20 protein-coding genes are annotated in these 23,503 nt (G+C 74.4%); 13 read left to right on the plus strand and 7 right to left on the minus strand.

Annotated elements, in window-relative coordinates:
- Nucleotides 1-113: 113 nt before the first annotated feature.
- Nucleotides 114-1,328, plus strand: a complete 1,215-nt coding sequence (locus tag ACIRST_RS07645; RefSeq protein WP_350522109.1) for a PP2C family protein-serine/threonine phosphatase — start codon at nt 114-116, stop codon at nt 1,326-1,328.
- Nucleotides 1,329-1,338: 10 nt separating this feature from the next.
- Here ACIRST_RS07645 and ACIRST_RS07650 read toward each other — a convergent pair whose 3' ends face one another.
- Complete coding sequence (locus ACIRST_RS07650; protein ID WP_402800713.1) at nt 1,339-2,310, minus strand: endonuclease/exonuclease/phosphatase family protein; 972 nt, start codon at nt 2,308-2,310, stop codon at nt 1,339-1,341.
- A gap of 79 nt (nt 2,311-2,389) precedes the next feature.
- Here ACIRST_RS07650 and ACIRST_RS07655 point away from each other — a divergent pair, with 79 nt between their 5' ends.
- From ACIRST_RS07655 to ACIRST_RS07680, 6 genes are all read left to right on the plus strand, one after another.
- A complete protein-coding gene (locus ACIRST_RS07655) occupies nt 2,390-3,019 on the plus strand; it encodes a PadR family transcriptional regulator (RefSeq protein ID WP_350522107.1) in 630 nt (209 codons plus the stop codon).
- Nucleotides 3,020-3,090: 71 nt separating this feature from the next.
- Nucleotides 3,091-3,858, plus strand: a complete 768-nt coding sequence (locus ACIRST_RS07660; protein ID WP_396544744.1) for an ABC transporter ATP-binding protein — start codon at nt 3,091-3,093, stop codon at nt 3,856-3,858.
- Nucleotides 3,855-6,725 (plus strand): FtsX-like permease family protein, encoded by a 2,871-nt coding sequence (locus ACIRST_RS07665; protein WP_402800714.1) that lies wholly within the window; start codon nt 3,855-3,857, stop codon nt 6,723-6,725. Before ACIRST_RS07660 ends, ACIRST_RS07665 begins: the two co-directional genes overlap by 4 nt.
- A 154-nt stretch (nt 6,726-6,879) precedes the next feature.
- A complete protein-coding gene (locus tag ACIRST_RS07670; RefSeq protein ID WP_350522104.1) occupies nt 6,880-8,283 on the plus strand; it encodes a dipeptidase in 1,404 nt (467 codons plus the stop codon).
- Between the two features lie 99 nt (nt 8,284-8,382).
- Nucleotides 8,383-9,294, plus strand: a complete 912-nt coding sequence (gene nudC / locus ACIRST_RS07675; protein ID WP_350522248.1) for an NAD(+) diphosphatase — start codon at nt 8,383-8,385, stop codon at nt 9,292-9,294.
- 240 nt (nt 9,295-9,534) lie between these two features.
- Nucleotides 9,535-10,374 carry a GntR family transcriptional regulator gene (locus tag ACIRST_RS07680; RefSeq protein WP_350522103.1) on the plus strand — a complete coding sequence of 280 codons (840 nt, stop codon included), beginning with the start codon at nt 9,535-9,537 and terminating at the stop codon, nt 10,372-10,374.
- A gap of 28 nt (nt 10,375-10,402) precedes the next feature.
- On the opposite strand, the gene ACIRST_RS07685 is transcribed toward ACIRST_RS07680, so the two are convergent.
- Nucleotides 10,403-10,660: a mycoredoxin gene (locus ACIRST_RS07685; RefSeq protein WP_350522102.1), complete on the minus strand. Its 258-nt coding sequence runs from the start codon at nt 10,658-10,660 to the stop codon at nt 10,403-10,405.
- A gap of 164 nt (nt 10,661-10,824) precedes the next feature.
- Between ACIRST_RS07685 and ACIRST_RS07690 the strand changes: the two genes are divergently transcribed.
- From ACIRST_RS07690 to ACIRST_RS07705, 4 genes are all read left to right on the plus strand, one after another.
- Nucleotides 10,825-13,092 (plus strand): ATP-dependent DNA helicase UvrD2, encoded by a 2,268-nt coding sequence (locus tag ACIRST_RS07690; protein ID WP_402800716.1) that lies wholly within the window; start codon nt 10,825-10,827, stop codon nt 13,090-13,092.
- Between the two features lie 259 nt (nt 13,093-13,351).
- Entirely contained in the window at nt 13,352-13,810 is a 459-nt protein-coding gene (locus ACIRST_RS07695; protein WP_350522101.1) for a hypothetical protein, read from the plus strand.
- A 169-nt stretch (nt 13,811-13,979) separates the two neighbouring features.
- A complete protein-coding gene (locus tag ACIRST_RS07700; RefSeq protein ID WP_402219043.1) occupies nt 13,980-14,348 on the plus strand; it encodes a WhiB family transcriptional regulator in 369 nt (122 codons plus the stop codon).
- On the plus strand, nt 14,345-14,743 hold the full coding sequence (locus tag ACIRST_RS07705; protein WP_350522100.1) for a hypothetical protein: 399 nt from the start codon (nt 14,345-14,347) through the stop codon (nt 14,741-14,743). The genes ACIRST_RS07700 and ACIRST_RS07705 overlap by 4 nt, the downstream gene beginning before the upstream one ends.
- A 128-nt stretch (nt 14,744-14,871) precedes the next feature.
- Here the strand turns inward: ACIRST_RS07705 and ACIRST_RS07710 are convergent, their stop codons facing one another.
- Both ACIRST_RS07710 and ACIRST_RS07715 read right to left on the minus strand, forming a co-directional pair.
- The gene (locus tag ACIRST_RS07710; protein WP_350522099.1) at nt 14,872-16,266 is read right to left on the minus strand and encodes an AarF/ABC1/UbiB kinase family protein; all 1,395 of its coding nucleotides are present in this window, start codon (nt 16,264-16,266) and stop codon (nt 14,872-14,874) included.
- Nucleotides 16,267-16,426: 160 nt separating this feature from the next.
- Nucleotides 16,427-17,149 carry a TetR/AcrR family transcriptional regulator C-terminal domain-containing protein gene (locus ACIRST_RS07715; protein WP_396544494.1) on the minus strand — a complete coding sequence of 241 codons (723 nt, stop codon included), beginning with the start codon at nt 17,147-17,149 and terminating at the stop codon, nt 16,427-16,429.
- A gap of 155 nt (nt 17,150-17,304) precedes the next feature.
- On the opposite strand from ACIRST_RS07715, the gene ACIRST_RS07720 reads away from it, so the two are divergent.
- Nucleotides 17,305-18,852: an MFS transporter gene (locus ACIRST_RS07720; RefSeq protein WP_350522097.1), complete on the plus strand. Its 1,548-nt coding sequence runs from the start codon at nt 17,305-17,307 to the stop codon at nt 18,850-18,852.
- Nucleotides 18,853-18,985: 133 nt separating this feature from the next.
- Here the strand turns inward: ACIRST_RS07720 and ACIRST_RS07725 are convergent, their stop codons facing one another.
- Entirely contained in the window at nt 18,986-20,074 is a 1,089-nt protein-coding gene (locus ACIRST_RS07725) for a TOMM precursor leader peptide-binding protein (RefSeq protein ID WP_350522096.1), read from the minus strand.
- Nucleotides 20,075-20,434: 360 nt separating this feature from the next.
- On the opposite strand from ACIRST_RS07725, the gene ACIRST_RS07730 reads away from it, so the two are divergent.
- Nucleotides 20,435-21,064, plus strand: coding sequence for a M48 family metallopeptidase (locus ACIRST_RS07730; protein WP_402800719.1), 630 nt, complete (start codon nt 20,435-20,437; stop codon nt 21,062-21,064).
- 153 nt (nt 21,065-21,217) lie between these two features.
- Here the strand turns inward: ACIRST_RS07730 and ACIRST_RS07735 are convergent, their stop codons facing one another.
- Nucleotides 21,218-21,808, minus strand: a complete 591-nt coding sequence (locus ACIRST_RS07735; RefSeq protein WP_402800720.1) for an NUDIX hydrolase — start codon at nt 21,806-21,808, stop codon at nt 21,218-21,220.
- A complete protein-coding gene (locus ACIRST_RS07740) occupies nt 21,805-23,319 on the minus strand; it encodes a zinc-dependent metalloprotease (RefSeq protein WP_402800722.1) in 1,515 nt (504 codons plus the stop codon). Before ACIRST_RS07740 ends, ACIRST_RS07735 begins: the two co-directional genes overlap by 4 nt.
- Nucleotides 23,320-23,503 lie beyond the last annotated feature (184 nt).

Here is a 23,503-nt window from a genome sequence, read left to right on the forward strand (position 1 = left end):
GGTAACCGGTCAACCCCCGTGCTCCGGCCGCCAGCGAGGCCCGTTTTCCCTAACCCTCAGTCATCACCGCAGGTGCCCTTGGGCATCGGCGCCTTCTGCTGGAGAAACCGACGTTGAGCGCGACCGGATGGATCAGAGAGCGGTTCACCGGGCCGACCCCGGGACCCGCCCCGGGCGCGACCGGCACCTGGCCGAGGACGGCGCTGGCACTGCCGTTCATCGGGATGGGGCTGATCGTCGTCCTCGACTACCTCAGTGGCACCGGGGTGACGGTCGAACCGGCCCTCACCGCCGTGCCCGCGCTGGCCGCCGTGGTCAGCCGGCGCACCTGGTACCCGCTCGTCATCGGGCTGTGCACCGAGGCGGCGGCCTTCCTGATGGCCTTCCGCAGCGACACGCTCGGCTCGTCCGTGCACGCCGCCAGCGTGATCGCCGTCCTGCTCGTCGCGACCATCGGCTGGGTCAGCGCGACCCTGCGGCTGCGCCAGGAACGGGCGCTGGCCGACGCCCAACTGGTCGCCTCGATCGCCCGCCGGGTCCTGCTGCGGCCCGTCCCCGAGCGGGTCGGCACCGTCCGGGCCGCCGTCCACTACGAGGCCGCCGCCGCGCACGCCCGCATCGGGGGCGACCTCTACGAGGTGGTCAACACCCGGCACGGGGTCCGGGCCGTGGTGGGCGACGTCCGGGGCAAGGGCCTCGGCGCGGTCGAGACGGCCGCCGCCGTGCTCGGCGCCTTCCGCGAGGCCGCCCACCAGGAGCCCGCGCTGGACCGGGTGGCCGGCTGGCTGGCCGTCAGCCTCGACCGCGCCCTGCACGAGAACGACCACCCGGGCGTGGAGGAGGAGTTCGTCACCCTGGTGCTGATCGGCGTCGGCCCGGACGGCGCGGCGGAGATCGTCAACTGCGGCCACCCCGCGCCGCTGCTGCTGCGCGCGGGCGAGGTGCGCCCGCTCGAACTCGCCGAGACCGTACCGCCGCTGGGTGTCCTGGACCCGGCCGACGTGCGCCCGCCGGTCCACCGGGTGCCGTTGCTGGGCGAGGACCGCGTGCTGCTGTTCACCGACGGGGTGATCGAGGCCCGCGACCGCGCGGGCGCCTTCTACCCGCTCGCCGAGCGGTTCCCGCGCTGCGCCGACGGCCGCCCCGCCGACGTCCTGCAGCGCCTGCACGAGGACGTGGTGCGGCACGTCGGACGCCAGCTCGGCGACGACGCGGCCATGCTGCTCCTGCAGTACGACCCGTCGCCGACGGCGGGCGTCCACGTGCCGCAGCAGGCCGGGGTCCTGGCGCGCCACCAGCCGGCCGTCGGAGGCCAGGCCCCGGCCTGAGGGTCGGAGCCTAGAGCGAGACCTCGACCAGCAGCGGCCGGTGGTCCGACACCGCGGCGCGCGGGGCCGCGGCCGGGCCCACCGCCGTGCGCGGCACGCCGATCGCCAGCACGTGGTCGAACTGCACCGCCGGCCGGTGCGAGGGGTACGTCGGCGTGCGCGCCAGGTCGTACCAGCCCTGCAGCCGGGCCCGCGGCTCGCGCACCCGCCGCCGGCGCGGCTCGGTCAGCAGGGGTCGGGTGCGCCGGGCCGCCCGCAGTTCCCGGACCCGGGCCCTGGGTGCGGTGCGGTCCAGCGCCGCCGCCCCGCCGAGCACCGTGCGCGGCACCGCGCCCACCAGGTTGAAGTCGCCCAGCACCAGGTACGGCTGCGGCAGGTCGGCGATCCACCGCCGGATGCCCGCCAGCTGCGCCATGTTCCAGCCCGGTACGAAGGACAGGTGCGCCGCCACCACGGTGAACGGCCCGCGTTCGCCCTCCAGCACCGCCGCCAGCGCGGCCCGGGGCTCGTCCGGTACGGGGGTCAGCCCGCGCCGCCCGGCCACCCGCAGCGGCAGTCCGAACGGCGCCGGGGCGAAGCGCCTGGCCCGCCAGTGCCGCACCGGCAGCCGGGTCAGCAGTGCCGTCCCGTAGGAGGGCGGGGCGGCCTCGTCCACCTCGGCCGGCCCGTACACGCGCAGGCCGTTCGGCGCGGACGGGTCGGGCACCCAGCCGGCCACCGGCGCGGGCCGGCCGTGCAGCGCGGCGGCGAAGCGCCAGTCCTTCGCGCCCATGGCCGCGGCCGCGACGGCCGCCTGGTCGGTGCCGCCGGAGCGCGTCTGGTGCCGGTCCACCTCCTGCAGCGCCAGCACGTCGGCGTCCAGCGCGGCCACCGCCTCGGCCAAGGGCTGCCCGGCGTCGGCCGGGTAGGGCTGCGGCGCGCCGTCCCGGGCGAGCGGCTGACCGTGCAACAGGTTGAAGGTGGCGATGCGCAACTGGCTCACACCGCACGACGGTACCCGCTCGCCGGGGGAGGGGGGTGCCGCTTGAGGCGGTGGGGCATACCGGGTATACATACTCGGTATGTCCATCCGTCACGGTCTGCTCGCCCTGCTCGACCAGGGCCCGCGCTACGGCTACCAGCTGCGCACCGAGTTCGAGGCGCGCACCGGCGCCACCTGGCCGCTCAACGTCGGGCAGGTCTACACCACGCTGTCCCGGCTGGAACGCGACGGCCTGGTCGAGGCCGCGGGGGAGGACGGCGAGGGCCACCAGTTCTACGCCGCCACCGACGCCGGCCGCGCCGAGCTGCGGGCCTGGTTCGACACCCCGGTGCCCCGGACCAACCCGCCGCGCGACGAGCTGGCGATCAAGCTCGCCATGGCCGTCACCGTCCCGGGGGTGGACGTCTCCTCCGTCGTCCAGGGCCAGCGTCGGCACAGCATCAAGGCGCTCCAGGACTACACCCGGCTCAAGGGCCGCGCCCTGGCCGGCGAGTCGCGCCCCGGTGTGGTGCCCTCCGCGAGCAACGACCTCGCCTGGCTGCTCGTCCTCGACCAGCTGATCTTCCAGACCGAGGCCGAGATCCGCTGGCTCGACCACTGCGAGACCCGTCTCGCCCAGCAGGCCGAACTCCTGCAGACCCGCAACGCCGAGGCCGCCCGCGACGGCGGCGCCGCACCCGCCGAACGCGGCCGCCGCCTGCGCACCTGAGGCCTCCGCACCCGAACCACCGGCCCGGGCCCCGGCCCCGGGCCCGGGCCCACACCCAGCACAAGGGGGGAATCGTGTCCCACACCCAAGAGTCCCGGCAGACGCCGGTGTTGCACCTGGAGAACGTCACCCGCGTCCACGGCCACGGCGCGGCCGAGGTCCAGGCCCTGCGGGGCGTCGACCTCAAGGTCCACCCCGGCGAGTTCGTCGCCGTCATGGGCCCCTCCGGCTCCGGCAAGTCGACCCTGCTCACCCTGGCCGGCGGCCTCGACACCCCGAGCACCGGCCGGGTCCTGGTCGAGGGCGTCGTCCTCGGCGACCTCAACCGCAAGAAGCTCGCCCAGGTCCGCCGCCGCTCCGTCGGCTACGTCTTCCAGGACTACAACCTGATCCCGGCGCTCACCGCCGCCGAGAACATCTCGCTGCCGCGCGAACTCGACGGCCTGTCCGCCCGCGCCGCCCGCCGCGAGGCTCTGGTCGCCCTGGAGGAGCTGGGCATCCCCGAGCTCGCCGACCGCTTCCCCGACGACATGTCCGGCGGCCAGCAGCAGCGCGTCGCCATCGCCCGCGCCCTGATCGGCGACCGCCGCCTGGTCCTCGCCGACGAACCCACCGGCGCCCTCGACTCCACCACCGGCGAGGCCGTCCTCGCCGTGCTGCGCGCCCGCTGCGACGCCGGCGCCGCCGCCATGATGGTCACCCACGAGGCCCGGCACGCCGCCTGGGCCGACCGCGTGGTCTTCCTGCGCGACGGCCGCATGGTCGACGAGTCCGCCAGCCAGGACGCCGCCAGCCTGCTCGTCAGCGCCGCCACCAACAGCCTGAAGGTGGACGAGTGAAGCTCAGCGCCTGGCGGGTCGCCCTGCGCATCGCCCGCCGCGACGCCCTGCGCGCCAGGGGACGCAGCGCCCTCGTCATCGCGATGGTGGCGCTGCCCGTCCTCGGCGTCAGCGGCGCCGACGTGTTCTTCCGCAGCGCCGAACTCACGCCCGCCGAACACGCCGTACGGGTCATGGGCCAGGCCGGCGGCGAGCTGGAGATGGTCGAGCGCGGCTCCTCCGTGAAGCAGGCGCCCGACCCGGAGCAGGGGTTCAGCGTCCAGAACCCCAAGGACACCGTGAAGAACGGTGCCGCGCTCACCTACACCCCCGCCCAGCAGCGCGCCCTGGACACCGAACCGGCCGCACTGGCAGCGCAGTTGCTCCCGGCCGGCGCCACCCTCGTGCCGGAGCGCCAGGGCCCGTACACCGCGGCGAGCAGCGCCGAGGGGCTGCTCAGCACCCGCGTCAACGAGGCCGACCTGAGCGACCCGGTCTGGCAGGGCCGGACGAACCTGGTCAAGGGCCGCGCCCCCGCGGACGAGCACGAGGCCGCCGTCACCCCGGAGTTCCTCAAGCGCGCCGGCCTCAAGCTCGGCGACCGCACCGCCGTCCGCGGACTGGAGTCGAGCCCCTTCACCATCACCGGGGTCTACGAGTACCCCGGCGAACTGAGCGCCACGGAGCTCTTCGCCCGCCCCGGAGCGCTGATCGACCGGCTGGCCAAGAACGCCGGCACCGGTCGCGGCAAGACCGACGGCACCGACGAGCCGACCCGCTGGCTGGTCAAGCTCCCGGCCGGCACCGTCCTCGACTGGCCCAAGGTCACCGAACTCAACCAGTACGGCTTCAGCGTCACCTCCCGCGCCGTCCTGCTCGACCCGCCGGCCCGCGCCGACGTCCCGTACTACGTCGAGCAGGACGCGAAGGGCGGCGACGGCACCCGGTACTTCGACCGGACCTCCGTCGTCATCCTCGCCACCGTCGTCGGCATGGCCCTGCTGGAGATCGTCCTCCTCGCGGGCCCCGCCTTCGCCGTCGGGGCCCGGCGCTCCAGGCGGCAGCTCGGCCTGCTCGCCGCCGCCGGCGGTGACCGTGCCAACGTCCGCGCCGTCGTCCTCGGCGGCGGCATCGTCCTCGGCGTCACCGGCGCCGCGGTCGGCCTCGTCCTCGGCGTCGGCCTGGTCGCCCTGCTGCGCACCCAGGCCGAGGAGTACGCCGGCCAGCGCTTCGGCCACTTCGCGATCCAGCCGGTCGACCTGCTCGGCGTCCTCCTGGTCGGCCTGGTCACCGGGCTGCTCGCCGCCATCGTCCCCGCCGTCCAGGCCTCCCGCCAGGACGTCGTGTCCGCGTTGACCGGCCGCGACTCGCTCAAGCCGCCGAACCGCAAGCTCGCCGCGCTCGGCCTGCTGATGCTCGCCGGCGGCGCCGCCCTCGCCCTGCTCGGGGCCACCAGCGGCGTCGGCAGCCGGAGCCTCGCCGTCCTCGGCGGTTCGGCCGTCGCCGAACTCGGCATGGTCGCCCTCACGCCGGCCCTGGTCAGCCTGTTCGGGCGGCTCGGCCGCTGGCTGTCGCTCGGCCCCCGGCTCGCCCTGCGCGACTCGGTGCGCCACCGCGGCCGCACCGCACCCGCCGTCGCCGCCGTCATGGCCGCGGTGGCCGGCTCCATCGCGGTCGGCGTCTACACCACGAGCTCCGACGAGCAGTACCGGCGCGAGTACGTCGCCCACGGCCCCTCCGGGTCCGTCCTGCTCGGCAACGGCTGGCTGGCCGGTGAGGACGGCAAGCTGCTGCCGCAGATGCGCGAGGCCGTCGAGCGCAGCATCCCCGGCCTCGGCCCGCGCGCCGACGTCCAGCGCGTCAGCTACAAGACCGCCTGCACCGACAGCGGCCCGTGCGGCTACATCAGCGTGGAGATGCCCAAGGAGGACCGCTGCCCCGCCTTCGCGCCGGAAACGGAGCTGAGCGCCGGCGAGCTCGACCGGATCCTGGCGGGCGACAAGCGCTGCCAGGTCAACACCCGCCGCGGCAACCCGTTCGGCGCGTTGAACGCGGGTGACGCGACCCTGCTGCGCAACCTCTACGGCGTCACCGACGAGGCCGCCGGCCAGGCCCTCGCCGCGGGCAAGGCCGTGGTCTTCGACCCCCGCTACATCAAGGACGGCAAGGTCGCCGTGCAGTACAGCGAGCCGGTCGACTACACGGCGAGCGGCAATGCCGACCACAAGCCCGCGTACACCGAGATCGCCGTCGACGCCGTCCTCGCGAACTCCGCGGTGTCCGCCCCCGGGCAGGCGGTGGTCAGCCCGGCCACCGCGGCCAGGCTCGGCTTCGTCACCTCGCCGGCCGGCTCGGTCTGGCTGCCCGACGCGATGCCCTCCGACGGCTCCCAGCAGCGGGCCGACGGCGCGCTCGCCAAGATCAGCGACCACGACGTCCTGAGCATCGAGCGCGGCTACCAGTCCGAGGCCGGCCTGGTCAGCCTCGGTCTGACCGCCTTCGCCGCGCTGGTCGCCCTCGGTGCGGCCGGGATCGCCACCGGGCTGGCCGCCGCCGACTCCCAGCGCGACCTGACCACCCTCGCGGCGGTCGGCGCCGAGCCCCGGATCCGGCGCTCGCTGTCCGGCTTCCAGTGCGGCGTGATCGCGGCGATGGGCGCGCTGCTCGGCGTGGTCTGCGGCATCGTGCCCGGCGTGGCACTGCGCAAGGTCGAGGGCGCGGCGAGCACCTACCCCGGCATGAGCCCCGAGGAGATCGCCAACAAGGCGATCGTGGTCTTCCCGTGGCCCACCATCGCCGCCACCGTCGTGGTCCTGCCGCTGCTCGCGGCCGCCCTCGCGGCGGTGCTCACCCGCTCGCGGATCACGATGCTGCGCCGCTCGGGCTGAGACCCCGCGGCCCCGCCACCGCCACCTCCGTCGCGCGCCCGTGCCGCGGCGGGGGTGACGGACGTTCGGGGGTGACGGAGGTTACAGCCCCGGGAGCGGCCGGCACCCGGACGGCCGGGGCGGACACCCGCACGGGCGAACTACAGTCGTCGGTATGACGAGAACCCCGGACAGCGCCGTCCGCTCCTACATCGACCGGCACCAGGCCTCCTTCCTCGCCGACCTCTCCGAGTGGCTGGCCATCCCGTCGGTCTCCGCCGAGCCGGACCGCGCCGAGGACGTGCGGCGCTCGGCCGAGTGGCTGGCCGCCAAGCTGCGTGACACCGGCTTCCCGGTCGCCGAGGTGTGGGAGACCGACGGTCTGCCGGCGGTGTTCGCCGAGTGGCCCTCCGGGGACCCGTCCGCGCCGACCGTCCTGGTCTACGGGCACCACGACGTGCAGCCCGCGGCCAAGGAGGACGGCTGGGACACCGAGCCGTTCACCCCGACCGTGGTCGGCGGCCGGCTGTACGCGCGCGGCGCCGCCGACGACAAGGGCCAGGTGTTCTTCCACACCCTGGGCGTGCGCGCCCACCTGGACGCGACCGGCCGCTCGGCGCCGGCCGTCAACCTCAAGCTGCTGATCGAGGGCGAGGAGGAGTCCGGCTCGCCGAACTTCGCCGACCTGGTCCGCCGCGAGGCCGACCGGCTGGCCGCCGACGTGGTCGTCATCTCCGACACCGGCATGTGGTCCGCGTCCACGCCGACCGTCTGCACCGGCATGCGCGGCCTCGCCGACGCCCAGGTCGACCTGTACGGGCCGGACACCGACATCCACTCCGGCTCCTTCGGCGGCGCCGTCCCCAACCCGGCCCAGGTCGCGGCCGAGCTGGCCGCCGCCCTGCACGACGCCGACCGCCGGGTGGCGATCCCGGGCTTCTACGACGGCGTGATCGAGCTGACGGAGCGCGAGCGCGAGCTGTTCGCCGAGCTGCCCTTCGACGAGGAGGGGTGGCTGGAGGTCGCCAAGTCGCACGGCACCCGCGGCGAGGCCGGCTACTCCACCCTGGAGCGGATCTGGGCCCGCCCGACCGCCGAGGTCAACGGCATCTGGGGCGGCTACACCGGCCCCGGCGGCAAGACCATCGTCCCGGCGTCGGCGCACCTCAAGCTGTCCTTCCGGCTGGTCGCCGGGCAGGAGGTGGAGAAGGTCCGCGAGGCGGTGCGGGCGTGGGTGGCCGAGCAGGTGCCCGCGGGCGTGCGGTACGAGCTGGTCTTCCCGGGCGCGACGCGGCCCTGCCTGACCCCGCTGGACCACCCGGCGCTGCAGTCCACCGTCCGGGCGATGGGGCGGGCGTTCGGGCAGAAGATCCTCTTCACCCGCGAGGGCGGCTCCGGCCCGGCCGCGGACCTGCAGGACGTGCTCGGCGCCCCGGTGCTGTTCCTCGGCATCTCGGTGCCCTCGGACGGCTGGCACTCCGTCAACGAGAAGGTCGAGCTCGACCTGCTGGCCAAGGGCGTGGAGACCGCCGCGTACCTGTGGGGCGACCTGGCCGAGAACTTCCGGCCCGGCTCGTGACCGGGCGGCCGCACACCGAGGCAGTCAGATCACTCATCCGGATGATTCACCACGTGGGGATGGAACGACGTGAGCACCGTGCCTGAGACCGAGCGCCCGATGCACCTGGCACTGGCCCGGGCCGGGGTGGACCGGGCGGCCGAGCACCGGTTCGACGAGCCCTGGCTGGCCGCGGCCTGGAGCCACCCGAACACCCGGGTGCTGCCGATCGCCGGCGGCGAGGCGTTCGTGGTCGACACCGCGAAGGGGACCGAACTGGTCCTGCTGCCCTCCTTCGAGGCGCCGCAGACCGGTGACCGGTACTTCCTCGGGACCGACCAGGACGGCGTGTCGTACTTCGCGCTGGCCGGTGAGAGCCTGCCCGGGCGCCTGGACGGCGACGCCCGTCCGGCCGGGCTGCGCGAGGTCGGCGCGATGCTGTCCGACCGCGACGCCGGGCTGCTGGTGCACGCCGTCGCGCTGGAGCACTGGCACCGGCTGCACAGCTTCTGCTCGCGCTGCGGCCACCCGACCGAGAAGGCCGGCGCCGGGCACGTGCGGCGCTGCACCTCCTGCGCGGCCGAGCACTACCCGCGCACCGACCCGGCGGTGATCATGGTGATCACCGACGAGCAGGACCGCTGCCTGCTCGGCCGGCAGGCGCTGTGGCCGGAGGGCCGCTGGTCGACGCTGGCCGGTTTCGTCGAGCCGGGCGAGTCCATCGAGCAGGCGGTGGCCCGCGAGGTGCACGAGGAGGCGGGCGTACGGGTCGGCGAGGTGCGCTACGTCGCCAGCCAGCCCTGGCCGTTCCCGTCCAGCCTGATGCTCGGCTTCGCGGGCAAGGCGCTGCCGGGCGGCACCGAGATCACCGTGGACGGCGAGGAGCTGGCCGAGGCGCGCTGGTTCTCCCGCGAGGAGCTGCGGGCCGGGATGGAGGCGGGCGAGATCCTGCCGCCGTCCGGCATCTCGATCGCGCGGCACCTGGTGGAGCTCTGGTACGGCGAGCCGCTGCCCTCGGCGGCGCGCTGGTAATTCCGCAACGGGGGCTTCCGCCGGGCGGAGGCCCCCGCAGAAAGGGGGCGTGCGGCCATTGCCATGCGCCCCCTTTTTCCTTTCCAATCCCTTCTCGAATTCCTCACCACCTGCTGTTCGTATCCGGACGGGCCAGTTCTGCTACCGGAACGCGGCTCGACGGCCCCGACGCCGACCCGCACGGACGACATTGCCGGAAACGGCTGAAACCGTGTCACCGCGCTCGCTACATTCACTCGGGTGACAATCCCCCGGGGCACCGCCCAATCGCCCAAATACCAGCGCCTCGCCGCCGACCTCCGCCGTCGGATCGCCGAGGGCGAGTTCACCGCCGACGCCGCCCTGCCGGTCGAGAGCGAACTGGAGCGCCAGTACGGCGTCGCCCGCAACACCGTCCGCCTCGCCGTCGACGTCCTGGTCAACGAGGGCCGTCTGGTCCGGCTCCAGGGCAAGGGCACCTACCTGCGCGAACACCCCGTCCTGGACCACCGCGCCTACGGACCGACCCTGGCCCCCGCGCCGCGCGACTGCCTGGCCGCGCCCTCCGCCGTCTACCTCGGCGAGGCCGCCGAGGCCGGACGCGAACTCGGCACCGACTTCGAGATGATGATCGTCCGGGCCCGGGTCGACATCGCCGAACGGCTGGGGCTGCGCCCCGGCGAGGCCATCGTGGTCCGCCGCCAGCTGCGGCTGCTCGACCGCGAGCCGTACTCCATCGAGGAGAGCCACTACCGGGCCGGCCTCGCCGCCGGCACCCCGCTGATGGAACCCGACCCGGTCGAGGGCGGGGACGAGGCCGTGCTCGCCGCCCTCGGGCGCACCGAGATCGGCGCCGTCGACCACCTCGTCGCCCGGATGCCCGGCCCCGAGGAGGCCCAGTGGTTCCAGGGCGGCCCGGGCGTGCCGCTCATGGTGCAGACCCGCGTCACCTACGACCGGCGCGGGCCGGTGCGGGTCATCGAGACCCGCTACTCCGCCGACCGCAGCCGGCTCGTCTACGGCATCGGCGACCTCGGCGCGCGCACCACCCTGCCCGCGCCCGCCGCGCCCGTCGACCCCGCCCGGGCCGACGCGACGTGACGCGCGCCGACCGGGCGACCGGGCCGGATCAGGCCGCCAGGGCCTTCTTGACCTGCAGCAGGCTCGGGTTGGTCATGACGACCTGCTCGCCGCCGCCCACCGGCTTCACCAGCACCGTCGGCACCGTCTGGTTGCCGTTGTTCACGGACTCGACGAAGGACGCCGACGCCGGGTCCTCCTCGATGTTGATCTCGGTGTAGCCGATGCCTTCACGGTCCAGCTGGCTCTTGAGTCGGTTGCAGTAACCACACCAGGTCGTGCTGTACATCGTCACGGTGCCGGACATCGAGGGGGCTCCTTCGAAAGAGAGGTGCGTACGGTCTCCGGAGGGAACGTCCGCCGGGCGGCGGGCATTCCGGCCCGCCATCGACCGCACTGCGGAGCGATCATCCTGCGATCACACCCGGCCTGTGGACAACCCCGCCCCCGTTGTCCCACCGGGCTGAGAAGATGGAACGCATGCAGGAAGACCTCTTGAGCGGCAGCCCGTACGACGCCTCCCACGGCTCCCCCTGGGCCGACCCCGGCGCCGCCACGGGCCCCGACGCGGTGCTCGCCGGGCTCGACCCGGAGCAGCGCGCCGTCGCCACCGCCCTGCACGGTCCCGTCTGCGTCCTGGCCGGCGCCGGCACGGGCAAGACCCGCGCCATCACCCACCGCATCGCCTACGGCGTGCGCAGCGGCGTCTACCACCCGCAGCAGGTCCTCGCCGTCACCTTCACCGCCCGCGCGGCCGGGGAGATGCGCGGGCGGCTGCGCCAGCTCGGGGCCGACGGCGTCCAGGCCCGCACCTTCCACGCCGCCGCCCTGCGCCAGCTCCAGTACTTCTGGCCGCGCGCCGTCGGCGGCCCCGTGCCCCAGCTGCTGGAGCGCAAGGTGCAGCTCGTCGCCGAGGCCGCCGGCCGCTGCGGCCTGCGCGTCCAGCGCACCGAACTGCGCGACCTCACCGCCGAGATCGAGTGGGCCAAGGTCACCCAGACCGGCCCCGACGACTACCCCGCCGCCGTCGCCAAGTCCGGCCGCGAGGCCCCCCGCGACCCGGCCGAGACCGCCCAGGTCTACCGCGTCTACGAGGAGACCAAGAGCCGCCGCGGCAACATCGACTTCGAGGACGTCCTGCTGCTCACCGCCGCCATCCTGGAGGACCGCCCGGACATCGCCGACCAGGTCCGCTCCCAGTACCGGCACTTCACCGTCGACGAGTACCAGGACGTCTCCCCGCTCCAGCAGCGCCTGCTCGACCAGTGGACCGGCCCTGGCGGCGGCGCCAGCCTCTGCGTCGTCGGCGACGCCAGCCAGACCATCTACTCCTTCACCGGCGCCACCCCCGACTACCTGCTGAACTTCCGCGGCCTCCACCCCGAGGCCACCGTCGTCAAGCTCGTCCGGGACTACCGCTCCACCCCCCAGGTGGTCCACCTCGCCAACGGACTGCTCGCCCAGGCCCGCGGCGAGGCCGCCCGGCACCGCCTCGAACTCGTCTCCCAGCGCGAGGCCGGCCCCGAACCCGTCTACACCGAGTACGAGGACGAACCCACCGAGGCCGAGACCACCGCGCGCCGGATCAAGGACCTCCTCGCGGCCGGCGTGCGCGCCAGCGAGATCGCCGTCCTCTTCCGCACCAACGGCCAGTCCGAGGTCTACGAGCAGGCCCTCGCCGACCTCGGCGTCCCCTACCAGCTCAAGGGCGCCGAACGGTTCTTCGAGCGCCCCGAGGTCCGCGACGCCGGCGTCCTGCTGCGCGGCGCCGCCCGGGCCGCCTCCGACCCGCTCACCGACGGCGCCCCCGACCTCGCCGGCCAGGTCCGTGCCGTCCTCGCCACCCGCGGCTTCACCCCCGAGCCCCCGGCCGGTTCCGGGGCCGTCCGCGACCGCTGGGAGTCGCTCGCCGCCCTCGTCCGGCTCGCCGAGGAGTTCGAGCGCACCCGTACCGCCGCGGGCCAGGGCACCGACCTCGCCGCCTACGTCGCCGAGCTCGACGCCCGCGCCGCCGCCCAGCACGCGCCCGCCGTCGAGGGCGTCACCCTCGCCTCCCTGCACGCCGCCAAGGGCCTGGAGTGGGACGCCGTCTTCCTCGTCGGCCTCACCGAGGGCACGCTGCCGATCATCTATGCCAAGACCGACGAGCAGGTCGAGGAGGAGCGCCGCCTGCTCTACGTCGGCGTCACCCGCGCCCGCAAGCACCTCACCCTCTCCTGGGCCCTCTCCCGCTCCCCGGGCGGGCGCGCGAGCCGCAAGCCGAGCCGCTTCCTCGACGGGCTGCGCCCCGGCTCCTCCGCACCCGGCGCGCGGACCGGCGCGCGCGGCGGTCGCGGGGGCGTCGAGCCCGGCGAGCGCTCCGCCGCCCGGCGGGTCCGCGGACCGGTCAAGTGCCGGGTCTGCGACAAGGTGCTCACCGAGGCCGTCGAGCGCAAGCTGCGCCGCTGCGAGAGCTGCCCGTCCACGATGGACGAGGGGCTCTACGAGCGGCTGCGCGAGTGGCGCGCCGGGCAGGCCAGGAAGCAGGGCGCCCCGGCGTACGTCGTGTTCACCGACGCGACGCTGATGGCGATCGCCGAGGACGTGCCCGCCAGCCGCGGCGAACTGGCCTCGATCTCGGGGGTCGGTGCCATGAAGCTGGACAAGTACGGGGCTGCCGTGCTCTCGTTGTGTGCGGGGGAGGAGCCCGAGGAGGATCCGGACGGCGTCGAGGACGACGGTTCGGTCGATCCGGCGTGAGCCGGCACGGGCGCGGTCCAGGGGACTGCTCGGGGACTTCGAATCCGGCTGCGGAGCGCGCCGTGGAACTCGCCGCGAAAAATAGTTTGCGCGGTGTACCGGGAGCGCAATAGCCTGCCGGGGCGGTCAAGGGGACGCGATCGCACGGGGTCACACCTGTGCCGATTCCCTTGCACCCAGAGCTGTACCGAGACAGACATCCGAACATTCGGAGCCGGGGGAACCTGGCTCCGCGAGACGCCGAGAGGAGGCGAAGACAGTGGGAAACATCATGATCACCAAAATGACTGGCCAGACCGTTGTCGCTGCCTCCCTGCGTGCCGCCCGTCTGCGGGCGCTCGCCGAGCTCGGTGGAACCGGTCTGGGTCTCGACACCACCGGTGTCTCCGTCGCCCCCGTTGTCAGTGGTCTCGGACACACTGATCTGTGCTTCACGGGCAGCAGGAGCATCGAAGGCACCGTTGTCGAGACCGGTCTGTCCCGTGGCTGGGCGTCGTTCGGCACGTCGCGCTCCCTGCGCGATGAGCGACCGACCCAGGCACCGAAGGCAGCTGTAGCCGCCGCCACGCATGGCGGCTATGCGCAGGTCATCGGTGCCGGAAACCCCCAGAAGCAGAACGAGCAGCTGATTAACCAGGCCATGGCCGCCTTCAACGGCGCCAAGGCCGCCCGGATGCGGGCCTTCCGCGGCCCTGAACCCTGGAGAGAACGAACCTGAGTCAGCCTCAGGTCGGCACCTCCAGGGCCGCGGAACCCGTCACACCGGGATCCGCGGCCCTTCTGTTTTGTCCGGTACGCAAGACCAACCCAGGCCCTCCGGGGCCTCCGGCCCAGCACCACCAGTCCACTGGGCCGGAACCACTGAGAAGACGAGGAAGACGCCCACAGTGTCCACGGTCATCACGCCGCCCACCCCGTCCGTACCGCCGACAAGCCAGATCACCAAGGCCGACCAGGCCGACCCCCCGGAGGTTCCTTCCATGCAGATCAGCTCCATCGAGCAGGCCGAGGCGCTCGGTCTCCCCATCCCGTGCCGCGCCTTCGACCCCGAGGTCTTCTTCGCCGAGACGCCCGCCGACGTCGAGTACGCGAAGTCCCTCTGCGGCACCTGCCCGGTGAAGGACGCCTGCCTGGCCGGCGCCCTGGAGCGGCGCGAGCCGTGGGGCGTCTGGGGCGGCGAGCTGTTCGTCCAGGGTGTCGTCGTGGCCCGCAAGCGGCCGCGTGGCCGCCCGCGCAAGACCGAGGTCATGGCGTGAACCCCGCCGACCAGGCCAGGGTCGTCCGCCGGGGAGAGCAGCCCCCGCTGGACAGCGCCCTCCGCCGTTCCGTGCGGATCGCCGCCGCCAAGGCCGACGCCGCAGCCCGTAGCCCGTTCCCGAGCACGCACCACGAGCAGGACCACGACATGACCCCCGCCGCCGTCGATCCGACCGCCCGCGCCGAGCAGGCCACCGAACGTCAGACCCAGAACAGGATCCTCGAAATGCAACTCCTCCACGAATCCCTGGCCCGGGCCCATATGCAAGACAGGCTCCACGAGGCCGAGAACCAACGGCTCGTCAGCCGGGTCGTCCGGGCCCGCAAGCTCAGGCAGCGGGCCGAGCGGGCCTCGCTGCGGGCCCGCAAGGCGCTCGCCGTGGCGCTGATGTAGGACCCGTGGGCCGCTCCGGCCCTCCGCTTGACCCCCGTCGTGCCGCAGGCCGCTCCCCCAGGTGGGGAGCGGCCTGCGGCCGTGGGGGCGGCGGTCGGGGCGGACGCCCTCCGCCGGCCCCGGCGGCGTCAGTCCTTCGTGACGCGGACCGGCGCGGTGCCCTTGCGGGCCTTCGACTGCTGCGGCGGCCGCGGCCGGTCACCGAACTCGGGGAGCCACTCCAGCATCTCCGCGCGGAACGGTGCCTTGGCGCCCAGCTGGCAGAGCACGCCGATGGTGCTCAGCGTCACCCGGTGGATCAGCAGGTAGGCGGGCGGCAGGTTGAGCTGCTTGCCCAGGTTGTAGGCGGGCGAGCGCGGATCGGCGATCCGCGCCGCCTGCGCGCGCATCCAGGCGCGGGTGAAGTGGAAGTTCTCCACCGCGGCCGGCTCGATGATCGGGAGCAGGTAGTCCAGCACCGCGTCCGGGTCGAGCTGGATCGAGGGCTTCACGAAGCCCTCCTCGCGCAGCATCTTCAGCACGCCCGCCGCGTTCCCGTCCAGCGCCATCCGCAGCGAGGCCCCGATCGGCGCGGGGAGCCCGCCGGGCAGCCGGTCCACCGTGCCGAAGTCCAGCACGCCCAGCCGCCAGCCGGACACCGGGCCGTCGTCCTTCAGCAGCCGGAAGTTGCCCGGGTGCGGATCCGCGTGCAGCAGGCCGGTCCTGGACGGCCCGGCGAACAGGAACCGGGCCAGCAGCTGCCCGGCGCGGTCGCGCTCCTCCTGGGTGCCGCGCGCGATCACCTCGGCCAGCGGTGTGCCGTCCATCCACTCGGTGACCAGCACCTGGTCGGCCTGCGCCACCACGCCGGGCACCACGATGTCCGGGTCGCCCGCGAACTCCTCGGCGTGCAGGCGCTGGGCCTGCGACTCCAGCTCGTAGTCCAGCTCCTCCGAGACGCGCTCGCGCAGCTCGGCGATCAGCGGCTTGATGTCCAGCCCGGGGATCAGCGGGCCCAGCAGCCAGGCCACCCGGCTCAGCTGCGACAGGTCCGCGAGCAGCGCGTCGCCCGCGCCGGGGTACTGCACCTTGACCGCGACCCGGCGTCCGTCGTGCCAGACCGCCCGGTGCACCTGGCCGATCGAGGCCGCGGCCGCGGGCCGGTCGTCGAACTCCCGGAAGAGCTCGCGCCAGTCGTCCCCGAGCCGCTGGGCGAGCGCGGTGTGCACCTTGGCGGCGGGCATGGGGGGAGCGGCGTCCTGCAGCTTGGTGAGCGCGGCCCGGTACGGACCGGCGACCTCCTCGGGCAGCGCGGCCTCGAAGACGGACAGCACCTGCCCGAACTTCATCGCCCCGCCCTTGAGCTCGCCGAGGACCTTGAACAGCTGGTCGGCCGTGGCCTGTTGGAGCTCGGCGGTGACCACCTCGGCGGAGCGGCCGCCGATGCGCCTGCCCAGGCCGAGCGTGGCGCGTCCGGCTATCCCCAGCGGCAGGGCGGCGAGCCGTGCCGTGCGGGTCACTGCCTTGCGCGGAAGATCGCTCACCCGGGCCTCCAATCCCCTGGCCCCCCGACACCGGACGGCCGACCATCACTACGCCATTGTGCCCGCTCCCCGCGCCGGGCCCGTCGGAATTCCGCGGGGCGGGGCGGGGAGTTCCGCCCCTTTGCGGGGGAGTTGGGCGGCTTGGTCCCGGTCGGCCGGGTCAGCGGGGCAGGCGCAGGGCGAGACCGTCCAGGACGACCTCCAGGCCGTAGCAGAACTTGCTGTTGCGGATCTCGACCGGGTCGGGGATCGCGGCGGCGGCCGTGTAGGCGCCGGAGAGGTGGGCGTAGTCGGCGGTGGCCTCCAGGGCGGCGGGCATCAGCCGGGCGATGAACTCGGCCTCGGTCTCGCCGGAGCGCGCCACGGTGGTGAGCCAGGCGGCCTCGGTGGTGCTCATGCCGATCACGAAGGCGAGGAGCGTCTCGATCGCCCGGGCCGGCTCGGGGAAGCCGGCGGCGGTGAAGAGGGCGCCCAGCCGCTCGGAGAAGGCGAGCAGGTTGGGCCCGAGGTAGGCGAGGCCCGCCTGGCCCAGGACGGAGGAGAGCCAGGGGTGGCGCAGGGCCGTCGCCCGGAAGCCCTCGGCGGCCTCGGCGGCGGCGGCCCGCCAGTCGGGGCTCCCGGCGGCCGGCAGGGCCATCTCGCCGAAGACCTCGTCCACGGCGAGCTCCATCAGCTCGTCCTTGGTGGCCACGTGCCGGTAGAGGGAGGTGGCGCCCGCGTTCAGGCGGGCGGCGAGCTTGCGCATGCTCAGGGCGTCGATGCCGTCGGCGTCCAGCATCGCGATCGCCTCGCGGACGATCGCGGCCCGGCTGAGGGCGGGCTGGTCGGGCTCGGGCTGCCGACGGGCCCAGACGGACGGGATCGGGTTCGTTCGGGCGGCCATGCGGCTCCTCCTCCTACGCGCTGCGTACACCGTTCGCATGGAGCGTACAGGAGTCAAGGGTTGCGCACACTGTTCCGCCGTGCGTACAGTGTTCGCATCGACGGAACGCAGTGCGCACCGGGGGAACGGTGTGCGCAGATGGGGAGGGATGACCGATGTCAGCCGACGACGTGACCGGGGCGGTCGACACCGCGGGGCGCTCCACCGGGGGCCGCAATCCGCACCGCTGGTGGATCCTGATCGTGCTCTGCCTGAGCTCGCTGGTGCTGGTGGTCGACAGCATGGCGCTGACCGTCGCGGTGCCCTCGATGACCGCGGACCTGGGTGCGAGCGCCCAGGACACCCAGTGGATCCTCGACTCCTACGTCCTGGTCTTCGCCGGCCTGCTGCTGACCGCCGGCAGCCTCGGGGACCGCTTCGGGCGCCGGAAGGTCATGATCATCGGATTGCTGCTCTTCGGGGCCGCATCGCTCGCGGCGACCGTCTGCACCAACCCCGGCGAGGTCATCGCGGCCCGGGTCGCGATGGGCGTCGGCGGAGCACTGATCATGCCGTCGACGCTGTCGATCCTCATCACCGTCTTCGACGCGGAGGAGCGCAACAAGGCGATGGCCGCCTGGAGCTCGGTGGCCATGCTGGGGCTGGTCGGCAGCCCGGTGCTCGGCGGCGTGCTGATCGACCACTTCTCGTGGCACTCGATCTTCTTCATCAACGTCCCGGTGGTGGCGCTCGCGGTCCTGGCCGGCCTGCTGCTGATGCCGGAGTCCAAGGGGCCGTGGCAGAAGCCCGACCCGCTCGGCGCGGTGCTGTCGGCCGTCGGCATGACCGCCCTGGTCTGGTGGATCATCGAGATCCCGCAGTACGGCGCGTTCGCCGGCCGCGAGCTGGTCACCCTGGCCGTCGCGGTGGTCTCGCTCGTCGGGTTCGTGGTCTGGGAGAACGTCACCGCCGCGCCGATGGTGCCGCTGGTGCTCTTCAGGGCCCGCGACTTCAGCGGCGGTTCGCTCTCGCTGACCCTGGTCCAGATCGGCAACGGCGGGCTGCTGCTGGTGCTCACCCAGTACCTGCAGTTCGTGCTCGGGTACTCGCCGGTCAAGGCGGGCCTCGCGTTCCTGCCGCTGGCCGTCGCGGCGCTGCTCGGCAACGGGGTCGGCGCCAAGGCTGCGGCGAAGATCGGCAACCGGCTGCTGATCCTCGGCGGGATGCTCGTGATGGCCTCCTCGTTCGCGCTGCTGACCACCGTCTCGGCCGACACCGGCTTCGCCGTCCCGGCCGTCGCGCTCGGTCTGCTCGGCCTCGGTGCGGGCCTGGCGATGCCGGCCGCGGTGGGCGCGCTGATGGGGACGATCCCGCCGGAGCAGGCGGGCGTCGGCTCGGCGCTGAACGACACCATCCAGCAGGCGGGCACCGCGCTCGGCATCGCGATCCTGGGCTCGCTGCTGTCGAGCGGCTTCGCGGACCGGATGCCGGCCGGGACGCCGGAGCAGGCGAAGCACTCCATCGCCGGGGCGCTGGCGATCGCCGGCGGGGACTCCGGGCTCGTCCGGACCGCCCGGGAGGCGTTCACCGGGGCGATGACGACCACCTTCACCGTGAGCGCGATCGGTGTGCTGGCGGCGGCGCTGGTGGCCACGCTGGTGATGCGGGACCGGAAGGCGGCGGGGGCCGCGGAGAGCGCGGAGGAGGTCGTGAGCGCCGCCTGACGCCGGGCGGCGAGCGGACCGGGAAGGCCGGCACCCTGCGGGGTGCCGGCCTCCGGCGTTCCCCGGTGTTCCGTGATGCTCCCCGGCGTTCCCCGGCGTTCCCCGGTGTCGGCGGTGTCGGCGGGGTCGGCGTTCACCCCGGCGGCAGCGGCTGCCACAGGCACCCGCAGTCCGGATGCCCCCGCAGCCGCAGTCGCCGGGCCATCCCGTCGCCCGCCGACACCTCGCACCACCCGTCCACGCTCGGTGGCCGACCGCCGTCCAGGTACACCTGCGCGTGCAGCGCCGCCAGTCCGGCGACCGCCGTCGCCAGGGCCGTGTCGCAGGCCGGGGTGCGGGCCCGCCCCGGGCCCTCGTGGGCCAGCTGGGCCAGGACCCGCGGCCAGGCCGCGTCCTCGTCCTCCCTCCGCAGCACCAGGCAGTGCCCGCACGCCGACCTCCCGGGGACCACCAGCGGTCCGACGACGCCGAACTCCTCGACCACGCCCACGTACAGGTGCGGCACCCCGGCCCGGAGCAGCAGCCGGGCCTCGTACGTCCCGCCCGCGAAGGCGGCGCTGCCGTCCCGGGGTGCGAGGACCACGAAGTCCGGCGGCCCGTCCCCCGGCCTGCGGCGCGGCGCCGGAGCAGCCGGACGGCCCGCGGCGCGCAGCACCGCCTCCCGGGCCGCCGTCGCGCGCAGCCGCCCGACGTCCGCGGGCGGCAGCCCGGCCGGGGAGCAGTCGCCCGGCTCGACCCGGCCGCCGTCCGTGACGGTGACCGTGCCCGTTCCGCCGGCGGCGAGCACCGCCGCCACTGCGGCGCCGACCCGGCCCGCGCCGCGCACCTCGATCCGGGCGCCGGCCCGTCGGGTCAGGACCGCCGGAGCGGCGCCCGGGCCGGAGTGGACCAGGGAGAGCGAGGCGAGGTCGGGCCCGAGCAGCTCGCGGTGCGGCTGGGGGAAACGGGTCAGGGCCCGGTCGGCGGCCTCGGCGTCGTCCAGCAGCCCGGTCTCCTCCAGCTCGGTCAGCAGGGTGTCGGCCGGCTCGCGGCCGAGGCCGATCCGCTCGCCGGCCGCCAGGAGCTCGGGCCGGTCGCGGGTGCCGTCGAGCAGCCCGAGGAAGGCGCACAGGGTCGGGTCGGCGTTGCCGAGCACCCCCGCGTGGCGGGTGACGGTGCCGAACTGCAGGGTCTCGGAGTCCCGCCAGCTGCGGGACAGGGCGGGCTTCAGCGCGAGGCGCACGGCGATCTCCCTTCCGATCGTTTCCGGACTGGCGACCGCAGCATGCCCCATTGCGCCGACGGCGTGCCGAGGGTTGTCCACAGGTCCGTACCCATGATCGGAACATCGGTTCGCACGCCTTGTGGATAACTGCGCATCCTCCCCGGCGTCGGTTTCCGGACACCCGCCGTCGACTTTTCGTTCCCGATCACTCCATGAAAGATTCCGGCCATGGCAGCGGACTTCTGTCCGTGGTACCGGGTAACGTCGTGTGCCATGGCAGCCGAGCGGGACTCCCATCCACCGGCGTCGCGTCGGCGTGCCCGTGCAGCGTCCGGGTCACAGGTCGCGGCGCCGAACACGCGCGGGCGCCCGGACCAGATGCACCCGGAGCAGCAGTCGAGGCCGTCGTCGCAGCACCCGCCCGTCGGGGCGCTCTCCCCGGAGGCGCACGACCGCAGCCGGGTCGAGGTGCGGCGCAGCGCCCGCCGCAGCCGTACGGTCTCCGCCTACCGCGAGGGTGACCGCACCGTCGTGCTGATCCCGGCCCGGATGTCGCACGCCGAGGAGCAGCGCTGGGTCGCGCAGATGCTGGAGAAGCTCGCCGCCCAGGAGTCCCGGCGGATCCCCGGGGACGAGGCCCTGATGACCCGGGCCCGCGACCTGTCGGCCGCCTACCTGGGCGACCGCGCCCATCCCACCCAGGTCCGCTGGGTCACCAATCAGAACTCGCGCTGGGGCTCCTGCACCCCGAGCGAGGGCACCATCCGCCTCTCCCACCGCCTCCAGGGCATGCCGGAGTACGTCCTGGACTACGTGCTGCTGCACGAGCTGGCGCACCTGCTGGTGCCGGACCACGGTCCGGCGTTCTGGGCCCTGCTGGAGGCCTACCCCCGCACCGAGCGGGCCCGCGGCTACCTGGAGGGCGTGGTCTCGGCGGCCCGTCTGCCGCACATCCCCGGTGCCCGGCACGCCGGTCCGGGGCCGGACCCGGCCGCCGCCTGCGGCTGAGGCACTGCCGGGAGCGCGGCCGGGGCCGCGGCCGGGGGCGTGATCGAGGAGGGCCCGGGACGCCGGGCGGCCGGAGTGCGGCGGGCCCGACCGGAGGACGACGCGAAGGGGGCGCGGGCCGTTGCGGCCCGCGCCCCCTTCGTCTGTCTCACCTCAGCCGGTCAGCCGCCGCGCCCGGGCCACCAGGTCGCGCACCGAGTGGTCGGTGAGCTCCGGCAGCCGGTCGTAGTCGAACCAGCGCAGGTCCAGCGACTCCTCGCTGATCAGCGCCTGTGCGCCGGCCGGGGCCACCGCGATGTACTGGACGTCGAGGTGGGTGTTCTCCGGCCGGTCCTTGCCGGCGCAGCGCACCTGGTGCCGGTCCAGCTTGGCCGGGACGGGGGCGCCGTCCGCCTCCAGCAGGACCAGGTCGGGGATGCCGGACTCCTCGACGGCCTCGCGCAGCGCGGCCGAGGCGAGGTCGCCGTCCCCGGGCTCGCAGTGCCCGCCCATCTGCAGCCACATGCCGACCTTGGGGTGCAGGGTGAGCAGCACCCGACCGGCCGCCGGGTCGACGACCGCCGCGCTGGCGGTGATGTGCGCCGGCAGGCAGGAGCGGTACAGGCCCTCGGGCTGCTCCGCCAGGTGCTCCAGGTAGTCGAGCCGCAGCCGTTCCTGGTCCTCCTCGGCGGGGCGCCAGGCGGACAGCGTGCGGACGGCGTCCGCGTGCAGGGTGGACGCGGACGTCCCGGTGTCCGTGGTCATGCGGTGGGCTCGCCCTTCCCGTCGGTGTCGGTGCCGTCGGTCTTCGGCTCGTCGTCGCGCTTGGTCAGGTCGGGCTTGCCGGCCGCGGCCTCGCCGAGCAGCTTGTCGAGCGCGTCGAAGTCGATGCCGCCCTCCAGGCCGTCCGCGGTGCCCCGGTGCACGAAGGCGTCCGGGTCGTCGAGGTCGGCGGCGGTGGGCAGCATGTCCGGGTGCTCCCAGAGCGCGTCGCGGCCCTCGATGCCCCGGGCGTCGGCGAGCAGCGCCCACAGCCGGGAGGCGTCGCGCAGGCGGCGCGGGCGCAGTTCCAGGCCGACCAGGGTGGCGAAGGTCTGCTCGGCGGGCCCGCCGGCCGCGCGGCGGCGGCGGACGGTCTCGCGCAGCGCGCCGGCCTGCGGCAGGTGCGGTTCGGCGGCGGCGTGCACGACGGCGTCGACCCAGCCCTCGACCAGCGCGAGCGCGGTCTCCAGGCGGGCGAGGGCGGCCTTCTGCTCGGGGGTGTCCTCGGGCTGGAGCAGGCCGCCGGCCAGGGCGTCCTGGAGCGCCTCGGGGTTGGTCGGGTCGAGCTGGCCGACGAGCTCCTCCATGCGGGAGGTGTCGACCTTGATGCCGCGCGCGTAGGCCTCGACGGCGCCCAGCAGGTGGGCGCGCAGCCACGGCACGTGGGCGAAGAGCCGCTGGTGGGCGGCCTCGCGCAGGGCGAGGTAGAGCCGGACCTCGTCGGCGGGCACGTTCAGGCCCTCGCCGAACTCGGCGACGTTCTGCGGCAGCAGCGCGGCCTTGCCGGCCGGGGCGAGCGGCAGGCCGACGTCGGCGGAGCCGACCACCTCGGCGGCGAGCGCGCCGAGCGCCTGGCCGATCTGGGTGCCGAACATGGCGCCGCCCATGGAGCGCATCATGCCCATCAGCGGGCCGGCCATGGCCTGCATCTCCTCGGGCAGGATGCCGCCCATGGCGTTGCCGACGCGCTCGGCGACCGGGTCGACCAGGTCCTTCCAGACCGGGAGGGTGGCCTCGATCCACTCGGCGCGGCTCCAGGCGACGGCGGTGCCGGCGCCGGAGGGGAACTCGGTGGAGCCGTCCAGCCACAGGTCGGCCAGCCGGACGGCCTCGGCGACGGCGGAGCGCTCCGCGTCGCTGACCGAGCGGTCCTTGCTCTTGCCCTCGGCGGGCTCGGCGACGACGCTCTGGCGGGCGATGTTGGTGGCGAGGTCCCAGTTCACCGGGCCGCCCTCGAACGAGAGCATCTGCCCGAGCTGCTGGAAGGCGGCGCCGAGGTCACCGGGGTTCATGCCGCCGAACATCGCGGCGAAGGGGTTGTCGGCACCGCCGCCGCCGGGGGCACCGGGCATGCCGAACATCGCGCCGAAGGGGTTGGCGCCCCCGAAGCCGAAGGGCTGCGGGCCGGAGGCGGACTGCTCCTGGTCCTTCTTCTTCTGCGCGTCGTCGGGCTTGGCCTTGCCGTCCTCGGGCTCCTCGGGCGGAACGCCGAATCCGAAGGGAAGGTCGCTCACGGGGTCCTCGATCCGGTCGGCCGTCATGCGGGTGTGGCGGAAAAGTCTGCGCCCGGGGCGGCGGTGGAGTGGGGGACTCGGGGGCGGCTCCCGCGCGGCAGGCCCGCGCCGGGTGCACCGCCGGGCCTTCGCCTCGGGCAGGATGGACGTACGTGACACACGTCCGTACGCACATAAGCTAACC

Source organism: Kitasatospora sp. NPDC101447, assembly GCF_044767225.1.
In the GTDB taxonomy this organism is placed as follows: domain Bacteria; phylum Actinomycetota; class Actinomycetes; order Streptomycetales; family Streptomycetaceae; genus Kitasatospora.

What these genes read in the sequence shown, in the direction of transcription:
- ACIRST_RS07685 (WP_350522102.1), bottom strand. Translation starts at nt 10,660, where the DNA reads ATGTCCGGCACCGTGACGATGTACAGCACGACCTGGTGTGGTTACTGC.
- ACIRST_RS07655 (WP_350522107.1), top strand. Translation starts at nt 2,390, where the DNA reads ATGTCCATCCGTCACGGTCTGCTCGCCCTGCTCGACCAGGGCCCGCGC.
- ACIRST_RS07720 (WP_350522097.1), top strand. Translation starts at nt 17,305, where the DNA reads ATGTCAGCCGACGACGTGACCGGGGCGGTCGACACCGCGGGGCGCTCC.
- ACIRST_RS07690 (WP_402800716.1), top strand. Translation starts at nt 10,825, where the DNA reads ATGGAACGCATGCAGGAAGACCTCTTGAGCGGCAGCCCGTACGACGCC.
- ACIRST_RS07670 (WP_350522104.1), top strand. Translation starts at nt 6,880, where the DNA reads ATGACGAGAACCCCGGACAGCGCCGTCCGCTCCTACATCGACCGGCAC.
- ACIRST_RS07735 (WP_402800720.1), bottom strand. Translation starts at nt 21,808, where the DNA reads ATGACCACGGACACCGGGACGTCCGCGTCCACCCTGCACGCGGACGCC.
- ACIRST_RS07715 (WP_396544494.1), bottom strand. Translation starts at nt 17,149, where the DNA reads ATGGCCGCCCGAACGAACCCGATCCCGTCCGTCTGGGCCCGTCGGCAG.
- nudC (WP_350522248.1), top strand. Translation starts at nt 8,383, where the DNA reads ATGCACCTGGCACTGGCCCGGGCCGGGGTGGACCGGGCGGCCGAGCAC.
- ACIRST_RS07730 (WP_402800719.1), top strand. Translation starts at nt 20,435, where the DNA reads ATGCACCCGGAGCAGCAGTCGAGGCCGTCGTCGCAGCACCCGCCCGTC.